At 70.2% G+C, this 13,427-nt stretch carries 12 protein-coding genes; 8 read left to right on the forward strand and 4 right to left on the reverse strand.

Annotation, left to right across the window (positions count from 1 at the left end; all coding sequences use genetic code 11):
* The 6 genes from cysD to ACI2L1_RS13660 all read left to right on the forward strand — a co-directional run.
* Positions 1–585 (forward strand): sulfate adenylyltransferase subunit CysD (gene cysD, locus ACI2L1_RS13635; protein WP_404739511.1); only part of this gene is annotated, 585 nt, incomplete at its 5' end.
* 2 nt (positions 586–587) lie between these two features.
* A complete protein-coding gene (locus ACI2L1_RS13640; RefSeq protein WP_404739512.1) occupies positions 588–1,922 on the forward strand; it encodes a sulfate adenylyltransferase subunit 1 in 1,335 nt (444 codons plus the stop codon).
* Positions 1,923–2,144: 222 nt separating this feature from the next.
* The gene (locus ACI2L1_RS13645) at positions 2,145–3,248 is read left to right on the forward strand and encodes an aliphatic sulfonate ABC transporter substrate-binding protein (protein ID WP_404739513.1); all 1,104 of its coding nucleotides are present in this window, start codon (positions 2,145–2,147) and stop codon (positions 3,246–3,248) included.
* Between the two features lie 35 nt (positions 3,249–3,283).
* Positions 3,284–4,063, forward strand: a complete 780-nt coding sequence (locus ACI2L1_RS13650) for an ABC transporter ATP-binding protein (RefSeq protein WP_404739514.1) — start codon at positions 3,284–3,286, stop codon at positions 4,061–4,063.
* Positions 4,050–4,928 carry an ABC transporter permease gene (locus ACI2L1_RS13655; RefSeq protein WP_404739515.1) on the forward strand — a complete coding sequence of 293 codons (879 nt, stop codon included), beginning with the start codon at positions 4,050–4,052 and terminating at the stop codon, positions 4,926–4,928. The genes ACI2L1_RS13650 and ACI2L1_RS13655 overlap by 14 nt, the downstream gene beginning before the upstream one ends.
* A gap of 5 nt (positions 4,929–4,933) precedes the next feature.
* Positions 4,934–5,680, forward strand: coding sequence for a sirohydrochlorin chelatase (locus ACI2L1_RS13660; protein WP_404739516.1), 747 nt, complete (start codon positions 4,934–4,936; stop codon positions 5,678–5,680).
* Positions 5,681–5,734: 54 nt separating this feature from the next.
* Here the strand turns inward: ACI2L1_RS13660 and ACI2L1_RS13665 are convergent, their stop codons facing one another.
* Positions 5,735–6,250, reverse strand: a complete 516-nt coding sequence (locus ACI2L1_RS13665; protein ID WP_404739517.1) for an RICIN domain-containing protein — start codon at positions 6,248–6,250, stop codon at positions 5,735–5,737.
* A gap of 177 nt (positions 6,251–6,427) precedes the next feature.
* Positions 6,428–7,753 carry a helix-turn-helix domain-containing protein gene (locus ACI2L1_RS13670; RefSeq protein WP_404739518.1) on the reverse strand — a complete coding sequence of 442 codons (1,326 nt, stop codon included), beginning with the start codon at positions 7,751–7,753 and terminating at the stop codon, positions 6,428–6,430.
* Positions 7,754–7,809: 56 nt separating this feature from the next.
* On the opposite strand from ACI2L1_RS13670, the gene ACI2L1_RS13675 reads away from it, so the two are divergent.
* Positions 7,810–9,138, forward strand: coding sequence for an MFS transporter (locus ACI2L1_RS13675; protein WP_404739519.1), 1,329 nt, complete (start codon positions 7,810–7,812; stop codon positions 9,136–9,138).
* Positions 9,139–9,162: 24 nt separating this feature from the next.
* Here ACI2L1_RS13675 and ACI2L1_RS13680 read toward each other — a convergent pair whose 3' ends face one another.
* Together ACI2L1_RS13680 and ACI2L1_RS13685 are read right to left on the reverse strand one after the other, a co-directional pair.
* The gene (locus ACI2L1_RS13680) at positions 9,163–10,170 is read right to left on the reverse strand and encodes a ketopantoate reductase family protein (RefSeq protein WP_404739520.1); all 1,008 of its coding nucleotides are present in this window, start codon (positions 10,168–10,170) and stop codon (positions 9,163–9,165) included.
* Positions 10,171–10,304: 134 nt separating this feature from the next.
* The gene (locus ACI2L1_RS13685) at positions 10,305–10,853 is read right to left on the reverse strand and encodes a DUF1697 domain-containing protein (RefSeq protein ID WP_404739521.1); all 549 of its coding nucleotides are present in this window, start codon (positions 10,851–10,853) and stop codon (positions 10,305–10,307) included.
* Between the two features lie 225 nt (positions 10,854–11,078).
* Between ACI2L1_RS13685 and ACI2L1_RS13690 the strand changes: the two genes are divergently transcribed.
* On the forward strand, positions 11,079–13,346 hold the full coding sequence (locus ACI2L1_RS13690) for an MMPL family transporter (protein WP_404739522.1): 2,268 nt from the start codon (positions 11,079–11,081) through the stop codon (positions 13,344–13,346).
* Positions 13,347–13,427 lie beyond the last annotated feature (81 nt).

Genomic DNA, 13,427 nt, shown 5'->3' on the forward strand with positions numbered 1-13,427 from the left:
GGCACCCGCAACCCGCTCCAGACCCTGCCGCTGACCGAGAAGATCCAGGCGGAGAAGTTCGACGCCGTCTTCGGCGGCGGCCGCCGGGACGAGGAGAAGGCCCGCGCCAAGGAACGCGTGTTCTCCCTGCGCGACGAGTTCTCCCAGTGGGACCCCCGCCGCCAGCGCCCCGAACTGTGGAACCTGTACAACGGCCGCCACGCCCCCGGCGAACACGTCCGCGTCTTCCCCCTGTCCAACTGGACCGAACTCGACGTCTGGCAGTACATCGCCCGCGAGGGCATCGAACTGCCGGAGATCTACTTCGCGCACGAGCGTGAGGTGTTCGCGCGCAGTGGTATGTGGCTGACCGCGGGTGAGTGGGGTGGGCCCAAGGACGGCGAGACCGTCGAGAAGCGTCTGGTGCGCTACCGGACTGTCGGCGACATGTCCTGCACGGGTGCCGTCGACTCCGACGCGGTGACGCTGGAGCAGGTCATCACGGAGATCGCGGCCTCCCGGCTGACCGAGCGCGGTGCCACCCGTGCCGACGACAAGATGTCCGAGGCCGCGATGGAAGACCGCAAGCGCGAAGGGTACTTCTAGACATGAGCACGACTACTTCCGAGGTGCTCTCGGAGACGACCCTGCTGCGGTTCGCGACTGCCGGCTCCGTCGACGACGGCAAGTCGACGCTGGTCGGCCGGCTGCTGCACGACTCCAAGTCGGTCCTCACCGACCAGCTGGAGGCCGTCGAGCGCGCCTCCGCCTCACGAGGCCAGGACGCCCCCGACCTCGCACTGCTCACCGACGGCCTGCGCGCCGAACGCGAGCAGGGCATCACCATCGACGTCGCCTACCGCTACTTCGCCACCCCCAAGCGCCGCTTCATCCTCGCCGACACCCCCGGCCACGTGCAGTACACCCGCAACATGGTCACCGGCGCCTCCACCGCCGAGCTGACGGTGATCCTGATCGACGCCCGCAACGGTGTCGTCGAGCAGACCCGCCGGCACGCGGCCCTCGCGGCGCTGCTGCGGGTGCCGCACGTGGTGCTCGCGGTCAACAAGATGGACCTGGTCGACTACAAGGAGAGCGTCTTCGCCGCGATCGCCAAGGAGTTCACGGCGTACGCGCTGGAGCTGGGCGTCCCCGAGGTCACCGCGATCCCGATCTCGGCGCTCGCCGGTGACAACGTGGTGGAGCCGTCCGCCAACATGGACTGGTACGGCGGCCCGACCGTCCTGGAGCACCTGGAGACGGTCCCGGTCACCCACGACCTGAGCCACTGCCACGCGCGCCTTCCCGTGCAGTACGTGATCCGGCCGCAGACCGCCGAGCACCCCGACTACCGGGGTTACGCCGGTCAGATCGCCGCTGGTTCCTTCCACGTCGGCGAGCAGATCACGGTGCTGCCGTCGGGCCGTTCGACGAAGATCGCCGGTATCGACCTGCTCGGCGAGCCGGTCGACGTGGCCTGGACGACCCAGTCGGTGACGATCCTCCTGGAGGACGACATCGACATCTCGCGCGGCGACCTGCTCGTGCCCAGCAAGGACGCGCCGCCGACCACCCAGGACATCGAGGCGACCGTCTGCCATGTCGCCGACGCCCCGCTGACCGTCGGCCACCGTGTGCTGCTCAAGCACGGCACCCGTACGGTCAAGGCGATCGTCAAGGACATCCCGTCCCGGCTCACGCTCGACGACCTGTCCCTGCACCCGCACCCGGGACAGCTGGTCGCCAACGACATCGGCCGGGTGAAGATCCGTACCGCCGAGCCGCTGCCCGTCGACTCCTACTCGGACTCGCGGCGCACCGGTTCGTTCATCCTCATCGACCCGAACGACGGCACCACGCTGACCGCGGGCATGGTCGGCGAGTCGTTCGCGTCCCCGGAGCCCGTCAAGGACGAGTCCGAGGACGACGGGTGGGACTTCTGACATGAACTCCACCGACTACTACTCCACGTTCGCGAAGGAGGGCGGCCGCGTAGGCAGCGGCGCGCTCGGCAGCGGGCAGGGCGGAGTGGCGCGATGTGTGCGCTGACGTACGCGCACCGCTCGCGCGCCCTCGCCCCCCACCGCCGTAGACGCAGACCTGCCGACCTCCCGGCCACGACCTGAGAGACCGTGACCGCCGGGCCTCCGAGAGGAACACCTCCCGTGCCTGCTAAATCCGCTCTTCGCCGCACCTTCGCGGTCATTGCCGCGCTCCCTCTCCTCACACTCGCCGCTTGCGGCTACGGCTCCCAGGCCAAGGACAACGACACGGCCAAGGTCGCCGCCGGGGCGAAGAAGATCGACGGGCTCGACTCCGTCAAGATCGGCTACTTCGGCAACCTGACCCACGGCACCGCGCTGGTCGGAGTCAACAAGGGGTACTTCCAGAAGGAACTCGGCGCCACGAAGGCGTCGTACTCGGTCTTCAACGCGGGCCCGTCCGAGATCGAGGCGCTGAATGCCGGGTCCGTCGACATCGGCTGGATCGGCCCCTCCCCGGCGATCAACGGCTACTCCGCTTCCCAGGGCAAGAACCTGCGCATCATCGGCGGTTCGGCCTCGGGCGGCGTCAAGCTCGTGGTCAACCCGAAGAAGATCAAGTCCCTGGCGGACGTCAAGGGCAAGAAGATCGCCACCCCGCAGGCCGGCAACACCCAGGACGTGGCGTTCCTCAACTGGATCGCCGACCAGGGCTGGAAGGTCGACGCGAAGAGCGGCAAGGGCGATGTGTCGGTCGTCCGCTCCGACAACAAGGTGACCCCGGACGCCTACAAGGCCGGTTCGATCGACGGCGCCTGGGTGCCGGAGCCGACCGCGTCCAAGCTGGTCGCCGAGGGCGCGAAGGTGCTGCTCGACGAGGCGTCGCTGTGGCCGGACAAGAAGTTCGTGATCACGAACATCATCGTGCGGCAGGAGTTCCTGAAGGAGCACCCGAAGGCTGTCGAGGCGGTGCTGAGGGCCTCCGTCGAGGCCAACAAGTGGATCAACGCCAACCCGGACGGGGCGAAGACGGCGGCCAACACGCAGCTGGGCGTCGACTCCGGCAAGGAGCTGCCGGCGGACGTCCTCGACCCGGCGTGGAAGTCCATCCAGTTCACCAACGACCCGCTGGCCGCCACCCTCAACACCGAGGCGGAACACGCGGTGAAGGCCGGTCTGCTGGAGGACCCGCTGTTGAAGGGCATCTACGATCTCGCGCCCCTCAACAAGGTCCTCAAGGCCGAGGGCGAGAACACCGTCGACGACGCCGGGCTCGGCGTCCAGTAGTCCCTGATCCCTAGATCTCCCAGGAGGTGACGACCATGGCCACGACCCTCGCCAAGGCCGAAGAAGCGGTGGGACACGCCGCTCGCCTTGACCACGTTTCGAAGTCCTTCGCGGGACCCGCCGGGCAGCAGCTCGTCCTCGACGACATCACGCTCGATGTCGCTCCGGGTGAGTTCGTCACCCTCCTGGGGGCCTCGGGCTGCGGCAAGTCCACGCTGCTCAACCTGGTCGCCGGGCTCGACGATCCGAGCGCGGGCAGCATCACGACCAACGGGCGCCCGGCTCTGATGTTCCAGGAGCACGCCCTGTTCCCGTGGCTGACCGCGGGCAAGAACATCGAACTCGCCCTGAAGCTCAGGGGAGTTCCGAAGACCGAGCGGCATGGCCGCGCCGAGGAACTGCTCGAACTGGTACGGCTGAAGGGCTCGTACGGCAAGCGGGTGCACGAGCTGTCCGGCGGTATGCGTCAGCGAGTGGCGTTGGCCCGCGCGCTCGCGCAGGACAGCGGGCTGCTGCTGATGGACGAGCCCTTCGCCGCGCTCGACGCGATCACACGGGACGTGCTGCACGACGAGCTGACCCGGATCTGGACGGAGACGGGGCTGTCCGTGCTGTTCGTGACGCACAACGTGCGCGAGGCCGTACGGCTGGCACAGCGCGTGGTGCTGTTGTCCTCCCGGCCGGGCCGGGTGGCACGCGAGTGGACGGTGGACATTCCGCAGCCGCGCCGCATCGAGGACGCCCCCGTGGCCGAACTGGCCCGTGAGATCACCGAAGAACTGCGTGGGGAGATCCGCCGCCATGGCCAGCACTGACACGACACCGGCCCAGGACTCCGGGAGCGTGGAGGCGGGCCTCGACGCGCTGGAGACCACGGTCGGCGGGCGGACGCCCTTCCGGCAGACGTTCGTCCAGAAGATCCTGCCGCCGATCGCCGCCATCGTGCTGGTCCTGGTGGTCTGGTCGCTCCTCACCCCGATCGTCGACGACCCGTCCAAGCTGCCCTCCCCCGGCGCCGTGGCGGACGAGTTCAAGAACTCCTGGCTGCAGGGCGAACTCCTCGGCTACATCTGGACCAGCGTCTCCCGCGGTCTGCTCGGCTTCCTGCTCGCGCTCGCCATCGGCACCCCGCTGGGTCTGCTGGTCGCGCGGGTGAGGTTCGTGCGCGCGGCGATCGGCCCGGTGCTGTCCGGTCTTCAGTCGCTGCCCTCGGTGGCCTGGGTGCCGCCCGCCGTGATCTGGCTGGGCCTGGACAACAACATGATGTACGCCGTCATCCTGCTCGGCGCGGTCCCCTCCATCGCCAACGGCCTGGTGGCCGGCATCGACCAGGTGCCGCCGCTGTTCCTGCGGGCGGGCCGCTCGATGGGGGCCACGGGGCTGAAGGGCGCCCGGCACATCGTGATGCCGGCCGCGCTGCCGGGTTATCTGGCCGGTCTGAAGCAGGGCTGGGCGTTCTCCTGGCGTTCGCTGATGGCGGCGGAGATCATCGCCCCCTCGCCGGATCTGGGCATCGGTCTGGGCGCGCTGCTGGAGTACGGCCGCAACGCCAGCTCCATGGCCATGGTGTTCGAGGCCATCTTCCTGATCCTGTTCGTCGGCATCGCGATCGAGCTGCTGGTCTTCAACCCGCTGGAGCGGCGGGTGCTGCGCAGCCGGGGCCTGCTGGTGAAGAGCTGAGTCCCATGTACAAGAAGCCCGTTCTCCTCGTCATCGCCCACGGCAGCCGCGACCCGCGGCACGCCTCGACGGTGCACGCTCTCGTACGCCGGGTGCGCTCGCTGCGCCCGGACGTACGGGTGGAGACGGGCTTCCTGGACTTCAACATCCCGTCCGTGCAGGGGGTGTTGGAGTCGCTGGCGGCACAGGGCGTGCGTGATGTCGTAGCGCTGCCGCTGCTGCTGACCCGCGCGTTCCACGCGAAGGCGGACATCCCCGCGGTGCTGCGGGACGCGCCGCCGCAGCTGCGCATCCGCCAGGCGGAGGTGCTGGGCCCGTCCCCGCTGCTGCTGTCGGCGCTCGAACGACGGCTGTACGAGGCGGGGTTGACGCCCGCCGACAAGTCCTCGACCGGGGTCGTGCTGGCCTCGGCGGGGTCCACCGACCCGGAGGCGATCGCAGTGATCGCTGACATCGCGCGGGAGTGGCGGCACACCGGTTGGTGCGCCGTGCGGCCTGCGTTCGCCTCCGCGGCACTGCCCCGCACGGAGGACGCGGTACGGGAGCTCAGGGACCTGGGCTGCTCTCGAGTGGCCGTCGCGCCGTATGTCCTGGCTCCCGGCTTTCTGCCCGACCGTATTGCGCGGGGCGCGGCAAGGGCGGATTTCCTCGCCGATGTGCTGGGGCCCGCGCCGGAAGTGGCGCGGGTAATTCTGCGCAGGTACGACGCAGCATCGGCGAAATCCTTGCTTTCGCCGATGCTGAGCGCCTGAACGTATTTAGTCTGTGAACGCGAACTAATTCAGAAATTCACATGCGTGCCGTCGTCAGGCGGCCTGGAGCATCTGTCGGCTGCCCGTGCTGCCGCTGCACTTGGTGGTGACGACCCAGGTACCGGACGACTGGGCGCGCTTGCGCGGAGCTATGCAGAGCTTGGTCTTGTAGTTCTGCGCGCTCCAGAGTCCCTGAGTGTCGGCCAGGACGTGCGTCCACTGCTGGCTGGTGGAGCTGTTGCACTTGACGGCGTGCAGGTACCACTCGGTGCCGGTCTTCTCGGTCTTGGCGCCGTCCAGGCACTTGCTGGTGTCCCCGCCCGGGTGCAGCTTGGCGATCAGTGTGCTGTGGGCCTCGCTGAAGTCCATGCGCCAGGCCTGGGCGGTCCCGCTGTTGCACTTCTTGATCAGCTCGCGCTTGCCCTTGGCGGTGCTGGCGTGGGCCTGAACGGTGAGGCAGTAGCCGTGGGCGTGGACGAACTTGATGCTGCGCCAGTACGTGGTGGCCTGGGCCTCGCCCGCGGCCGCGATTCCGGTGACGAGACCGAGAGCCGCGGCGGTGAAACTCATGACGGCAGAACGCTTGGTGACCATATGGTCGTCCCCGTTTCTTTCTGACGCTTGCAGGAGCGCCTGGTGGATTACGTGGACTCTATGGCACGAAGATCCAATCGGAGGGTCCGATGACTTTCTCTTTCCTCGATGAAAACCTGGATCTGAGCATTCTCTGAGGTCCGGGGAATTCCGTCACTGGTCGCCGCGGCGCAACTCGTCCCCCAGCCGCGTCCGCGCGTATCGCACTACCCGCCCATTGCGCGTGCGGCTGAGTAACCCCGCGTCGTAGAGCACCGCGAGGTGCTGGCTGACGGCGCCCGGGGTGACGTCCAGGCGGCGGGCCAGTTCGGTCGTGGAGGCCGGTTCGGCGAGGAGGTCGAGGATGCGGGCGCGGGGCCGACCGAGCAGGCGGGCGAGGGCGTCGTCGGTGATCGGGGGTGCTTCCTCGGACAGGAGGGCGCTGCCGCGGGCCGGATAGATGAGCGTGGGCGGCCGGGCCGGGTCGATCAGGGGCTGGGCACCGCGGGCGAACAACGACGGCAGCAGAACCAGGCCGCGGCCGGCGATGCTGGTGTCGGCCCAGGGCGCCTGGGTGTAGAAGTCCCGTGTGCTCAGGCGCAGATGGCTGCCGGTCCAGTTGAGCCGGTGGCAGAGGTCGGACAGCATCGCGCCGGTCCCGCGCTCCGCCGAGACCCGTCCCCGGTGGGCGAGATCGGCTTCCAGGATGCTCTGGGCGCGTGGCCACCAGTCGGGAGCCAGGCAGGTGTGCCAGTAGGCGTCGAGGGCGTCCGCGATACGGGTGAGGAAGGCGGCGGGGTCGGTCAGGCCGCGGGCGACTACGGGGGGCAGGGTGCGCTCGGTGGTTGTGGGGGTCGCGGGGGTCGCGGTGCTTGCGGGGTTCCCGGTGCTGGCAGAGTCCCCGGCCCTCGCAGGGCTCCCGGTGCTCGCGGGACTCCCGGCCCTCGCAGCGTCCTCGGCCCTCGCGGGACTCCCGGCCCTCGCAGAGGCCCCGGCCCTCGCGGGGCTCCCGGTGCTCGCAGAGGCCCCAGCTCTCGCTGGGTTCCCGGTGCTCGCGGGACTCCCGGCCCTCGCCGAGTCCCCGGCCCTCGCGGGACTCCCGACCCTCGCCGAGTCCTCGGCCCTCGCGGGACTCCCGACCCTCGCCGAGTCCCTGGCTCTTACGGGCTTCTCGGTGCGGTACGCGGCGCGGAAGTCGGCGTCAAGGAGCTCCGGCGGGGTCGTGCGGAGCCGGTCGAGTTCGTCGGCGAAGGTGGGGCGGGCCCGCTCCGGGCGCGGGGTGAGGCAGTCCGGCACCCACAGCCAGGGGGTGGCGAGCGCGCCGAGCAGTTCGTGGTCCAGGGCATCCAGACGGGGGCGGATGCGGCGCAGCCAGGGCCGGTGATGGGGGTAGCGGGCCGGGTCGTGCAGACAGCGCAGCGAGAACACGGCCTCCTGGAGCGGGGAGTACGCGAAGGACGTGGTGGCGAGGTCGGCGATCGCGAACCGGAACTCGATCATTGAGCCCCATGCTAAATCAATGTCGGCACGGCACCCCCGCCGGGTTGGCTGTCTGCATGACCACGACACCGGCCTCCGCGTCGCCCGCCTCCTCCCCGCCCCCCGGCCCGCCGGTTCCGCCGAAGCCCGCCACCCGCGCCGCCGGACTCCTCCCCGCCGACCCGACCCTGCGCCGCGCGACCGTCCTGACCGCCGCCAACTCCCTCGGCAACGGCCTCTACTTCCCGCTCGGTGTCCTGTACTTCACCCGGATCGTGGGACTCGACGCGACCTCCGTCGGCCTCGGCATGACGGGCGCCGGCCTGGTCGGTGTGGTGGCCGGGGTGCCGGCCGGACGGGCCGCGGACCGGTGGGGTGCCCGGCGGGTGGGCGCGTGGCTGTGGGCCGGGACCGGCGTGGCGACGGCCGCGTATGTGCTCGTGCAGTCGTACGTCGGTTTCCTGCTGGCGGTGGTCTGCGCGACCGGGTTGCAGATGGCGAGCCGCGGGGTGCTGGGCGCGATCTACGCGGATGTGCTGCCCGCCGCGACCCGGGTGGAGGCGCGGGCATACCTGCGGATGGTCACCAACGTCTTCATGGGCGTCGGTGGCGCGTTCGGCGCCATCGCCCTTCAACTCGACACCCGGGGCGCGTATGTGACGGTGATCGTGGTGAACGCCGTGTCCTTCGCGGGGCCTGCGCTGCTGCTGCCCCGGCTGCCGCTGGCACCGCACGCCCTGGAACGCACGGGCGCGGTGGCCGACGCCCCGACCGGCTCCCCGGCCGTAGACCGCTGGCGTGCGGTGCGCGATCTGCCGTATCTCGCGGTGACCGTGCTGAACGCGATACTGGTCGTGCAGTACACGATGAGCGAGGTGGGGCTGCCTCTGTGGATCGTCGAACGGACCGAGGCACCCCGCTGGACGGCGGCCCTGCTGATGATCCTCAACTGTGTGCTGGTGGCCCTGCTCCAGGTGCGGGTGGCCCGCCGGGCCTCCCAAGTCCCTTCCGCCGTACGGGCGATGGGCTGGTCGGGACTGCTGCTCGCGGCGGCCTGCGCGGTGTACGCGCTGTCGGCGGGCCTGCCCGCGGTGTGGGCGGTGCTCGCGCTGTCCGTCGGCGCGGTGGTCCAGGTCTTCGCCGAGGTGCTGTCGGCGGCGGGCGGCTGGACCCTCGGCTACGAACTCGCCGACTCCCGTGTCCACGGCGTGTACCAGGGCGTCTTCGGCGCGGGTATGTCGGCGGGCATGATGGCGGGCCCCGCCCTGGTCACGGTGACCGCGGTCCAGCACGGCACGGCGGGCTGGGCGGCACTCGGCGTCCTGTTCGCGGCCGCGGGGCTCGCGGTGGGGCCGGCGGTGCGCTGGGCGGAGCGGAACGGGGAGTGGCGGGGCGACCAGTATTGAGGGCCCGGCCGGCCGCTCTCCTCTTCAGTGTTCGAGGTCGGCGACCAGCCGGTCCAGCTCGGCCACGCTCATCGACCCCGGCGCCCTGCGCTCCCGCGCGAACGTGTTGGCGAGGCGCTGCAACAGATCGTTCAGCGGGGTCGGGATGCCGTGGAGGCGGCCGAGGAGGGCGATCTCGCCGTTGAGGTAGTCGGCCTCGATGGTGCCGGTGCCGCGGGTGAGGGACTGCCAGGAGGAGCCGCCGCCGCGCGGGGTGCCGTCCCGGGACAGCAGGGTGACCTTGTCTCCGCGCGCCGCGCGCTGCTCCTCGACGCTCGCGTACGCGATCCCGGCGGCGTCGAGAACGGCCGCGCCCTCGGCCCGGACCCGCTCGACGAGGGCCAGGGCCTCCTCGCTCTCGACGGGACCGGTGACCGCCTCGACGGAGTTGGCGAGGTTGGACAGCAGCTTGGCGTACTGCCAGCGGGCGATGTCCGGCACGACCGGTGCCTCGAACTTCGCCTTCTCCAGGTCGGCGGCGATCTGCCGGGCGGTCTCGTCCGTGCCGTGCGGGTAGCCGCCCAGGTGCAGGATGCCGGTGAGCGGGCTGCCCGCTGCAGAGACGACGCCGGGTTCCACGAAGGTCGCCGGCAGCCATACGCAGACGCCGTACACGTGCCGGAAGCGGCGCAGAGCAAGACGCGGGCCCTCCACACCGTTCTGCGCGCACAGCAGCGGCAGCCGCTCGGCCGCGGTGCCGCCGCCCTCGACCGGGGCCGTTCCCCAGGCCTCCAGGGCGGCCTCCGTGTCCTGCGTCTTCACGGCGAGGACGAGCACGTCGTCGGCGCGCAGTGTGCCGAGTCCGGCCGGTCCGTCCATGACCGGCAGCCGGTACGTGAACTCGCCGTCCGGCACTCTCAGCCGCAGTCCGCCGTCCCTGAGCGCCGCGTGGTGCGCGCCCCGCGCGACCAGCACGACCTCGTGCCCGGCCCCCGCGAGCCGTCCGCCGACGGCCCCGCCGACCGCCCCTGCCCCGATGATGACGTAACGCATGGGACGAGCCTCGCACAGTCGTGTTGGCCTTGTCCCTGGGACAGGGGACCGACGGGGGACAGGGAACAGGGCCGAAGGTCCGGGCCGATCGCCTCAACTCCCTTTCCACGGCCGCCTCGACGGCGGGACCGCGGTCAGGCGCCAGTCATCTCCACCAGCTTGACGACGGTGTTCCAGTTGCGGCTCGTGGCGATCAGGCCCTTGTTCAGCCGCGGCTTGGACAGGAGCTCGGCGAGCTTGGACCGGCCGAGGCCGTTCGGGGCGTAGAGGTAGAGGGCGCGGTCGCCGAGGCGGAACTCCTCGGGGAGGTAGGCGGCTTGATCGATCTCCTCGTAGCGGTCCGGGGCGACGGGAGTGGAGAAGTAGGTGACGTGGAGCTGCTTGGGCTCCAGTTCGGCGGCCGGGAAGGGGCAGGACTCGGCGATCGCCCTCAGGTAGGCGTGGTCGCGGACGATCACGTCGACCGCGAATCCGAACCGCTTCTCGATCGCGGCGGCGAGCTCGGCCGCCAGGGACTCCTCATCGCCGTGGTCGGCGGTGAACACCGCCTGGCCGCTCTGGAGGTAGCTGCGTACACCGTCGTGACCGAGGCCTTCCATCAGCGTGCGCAGGTCGGCCATGGGGACCTTCTTGCTGCCGCCGACGTTGATTCCGCGCAGCAGTGCCGCGTACGTGGTCGTCATGCGCTCACCTTAGAGGGGCCGACCCTGATCACCGCCCCGCAGAGCCGCCGTTAGATGTAAGGGTCATCCTCGTCCCCAGTGGGGAGGTTCCGGCATCCGAGGGGAGGAGCCGAGGGCGCCGCACTTCACCGGGCAGCACGACGAGACGCTCTTATCCGCCCCATACCTTCGAGACGAAAGGTGGCGGCAGGGGGCTGCCACCGCTCTCAAGGGGGCAAGCCCGTCATGGGGAACGGAGACACAAGGGTGCGGGGCCTGGCCGCCCGGGCCGGTGGCTGGAGCGCACGGCACCGATGGGCTGCCGTCGGTATCTGGGTGCTGTTCGTCGTCCTGGCGATGGGGCTCGGCTCGGCGGCCGGCCGGGTCGACGTCAAGGACAGCGACCAGCTCAAGGGGGAGACCCACACCGCCGCGAAGATCATCGAGGACGCCGGGATCGACGAGCCCGCGAGTGAGACGGTGCTGATCCAGGCCAAGGACGCGGGGGGCAAGGCGACCGACGCCGACTTCAGGGCCGCCGTCGCCGCGGTCGTGAAGGCGGTCGACGGCACCGGCAAGGTCACGGACGTGACCTCGCCGTACGACACGGACACGATCTCCAAGGACGGCCGCAGCGCGCTCGTGCAGTTCGACATGCGTGGTGAGTCGGACACCGCGGGCGAGCGGGTCGAGCCGGTGCTGAAGGCCGTCGAGGGGGTGCAGAAGGAGCACGAGTCGCTGCGGATCGAGGAGATCGGCGGCGCCAGCATGATGAAGACGTTCGACGACGCGTTCGGCGACGACTTCGAGAAGGCCGAGATCTCCGCGGTGCCGGTGGCCCTCGGCATTCTGCTCATCGCCTTCGGCGCGGTGGTCGCGGCGCTGCTGCCGGTGCTGCTGGCCGTCAGCGCGATCATGGCGACGATGGGTCTGATGGGCATCGTCAGCCATGTCATGCCGATGAGCGACACCGCCAACTCCGTGATGCTGCTTGTCGGTCTGGCCGTCGGCGTCGACTACTGCCTGTTCTATCTGCGCCGTGAGCGCGAGGAGCGGCAGGCGGGGCGGGACCCGGAGACGGCCCTCAAAATCGCCGCCGCCACCAGTGGGCGCGCGATCATCGTCTCGGGTGTCACGGTGTGCGTGGCGATGGCGGGCATGCTGTTCACCGGTCTCGCCGAGTTCGAGGCGATGGGCCTGGCCTCGCTGGTGGTCGTGGCGGTCGCCATGGTCGGCTCGGTCACCGTACTGCCCGCGGTGCTGTCGCTGCTGGGTGAGCGGGTCGAGAAGGGCAAGATCCCCTTCCTGCACCCGGAGAGCCGACTGCGCCGCAGGAAGCGTACGGGTGAGCAGGAGAGCCGCTTCTGGACGGCGGTACTGAAGGGCGTGCTCGCCAAGCCCGTCGTCTCGGTGGTCGTGGCGGCCGGCGCGCTGCTCGCCATCGCGGCGCCCGCGGTCGGTATGAAGACCCAGAACCTCACGCTGGACCAGGAGTTCGGCGACTCGCTGCCGATCGTGCAGACCTACAACCGCGTCAACGACGCCTTCCCGGGCGGCACCGAGCCGGCCGAGGTGGTCGTCAAGGCGGCCGACATCAACTCCCCCGAAGTCACCGCCGCGCTGGCCGACTTCAAGGCCAAGGCGATCTCCTCGGGCGCCTCGCGCGGCCCGGTCGAGATCAAGCTGCACGACGCGCAGAACCTCGCCTTCGTCTACGTCCCGCTGGTGGGCGGCTCCGACCTCGACAAGGCCGGTCAGAGCCTGGACAAGCTGCGTGACGAGGTCCGTCCGGCCACCCTCGGCAAGGTCGACGGCGTCCAGGCGCCGATCACCGGCCAGGTCGCGGGGTCCAAGGACTTCAACGACCAACTGGCCGGAGCGGTCGTCCCGGTCTTCGCGTTCGTCGTGGTCTTCGCGTTCGTGCTGATGCTGCTGTCGTTCCGCTCGCTGACGGTCGCGATCACCTCGATCGTGCTCAACCTGCTGTCGGTGGGCGCCGCTTACGGCATTCTCGTCGCCGTCTTCCAGCATGGCTGGGGCGCGTCCCTGGTCGGCGCGGAGGGCGTCGGCGCCATCATCACCTGGCTGCCGCTGTTCCTCTTCGTGATCCTGTTCGGCCTGTCGATGGACTACCACGTGTTCGTGGTCTCACGGATCCGCGAGGCACGCCTGCGCGGCCGTACGACGAAGGACGCGATCCAGCACGGTGTGGTCACCACGGCCGGTGTCGTCACCAGCGCCGCCGTCATCATGGTCGCCGTGTTCGCGATCTTCGGGACGCTGTCCATGCAGTCCATGAAGCAGATGGGCGTGGGCCTCGCGGCCGCGGTGCTCATCGACGCGACGATCATCCGGGGCGTGCTGCTCCCGGCGGTGATGGCGCTGCTGGGCGAGCGCAACTGGTACCTGCCGAAGTGGCTGAACCGGCTGCCGGACCTCACCCACGACGAGGCCGCGGACGCCGTGGCGGCGCCCGCGGCGCGGGACGACGAGGGTGAGCGCGTGAGGGTCTGACCCCGGGTTCTGACCCCCAGGGTCTGAACCCCCTTGCATTGAGGGCCCGTTGGTCACTGGGGAGCCAACGGGCCCTCACTC

The organism is Streptomyces sp. NPDC019531 (genome assembly GCF_044903305.1).
In the GTDB taxonomy this organism is placed as follows: domain Bacteria; phylum Actinomycetota; class Actinomycetes; order Streptomycetales; family Streptomycetaceae; genus Streptomyces.

Excerpts from the sequence above, each read along its gene's own strand:
- ACI2L1_RS13650 (WP_404739514.1), top strand. The coding sequence starts at position 3,284 with ATGGCCACGACCCTCGCCAAGGCCGAAGAAGCGGTGGGACACGCCGCT.
- ACI2L1_RS13685 (WP_404739521.1), bottom strand. The coding sequence starts at position 10,853 with ATGACGACCACGTACGCGGCACTGCTGCGCGGAATCAACGTCGGCGGC.
- ACI2L1_RS13640 (WP_404739512.1), top strand. The coding sequence starts at position 588 with ATGAGCACGACTACTTCCGAGGTGCTCTCGGAGACGACCCTGCTGCGG.
- ACI2L1_RS13670 (WP_404739518.1), bottom strand. The coding sequence starts at position 7,753 with ATGATCGAGTTCCGGTTCGCGATCGCCGACCTCGCCACCACGTCCTTC.
- ACI2L1_RS13675 (WP_404739519.1), top strand. The coding sequence starts at position 7,810 with ATGACCACGACACCGGCCTCCGCGTCGCCCGCCTCCTCCCCGCCCCCC.
- ACI2L1_RS13665 (WP_404739517.1), bottom strand. The coding sequence starts at position 6,250 with ATGAGTTTCACCGCCGCGGCTCTCGGTCTCGTCACCGGAATCGCGGCC.
- ACI2L1_RS13655 (WP_404739515.1), top strand. The coding sequence starts at position 4,050 with ATGGCCAGCACTGACACGACACCGGCCCAGGACTCCGGGAGCGTGGAG.
- ACI2L1_RS13660 (WP_404739516.1), top strand. The coding sequence starts at position 4,934 with ATGTACAAGAAGCCCGTTCTCCTCGTCATCGCCCACGGCAGCCGCGAC.
- ACI2L1_RS13680 (WP_404739520.1), bottom strand. The coding sequence starts at position 10,170 with ATGCGTTACGTCATCATCGGGGCAGGGGCGGTCGGCGGGGCCGTCGGC.
- ACI2L1_RS13690 (WP_404739522.1), top strand. The coding sequence starts at position 11,079 with ATGGGGAACGGAGACACAAGGGTGCGGGGCCTGGCCGCCCGGGCCGGT.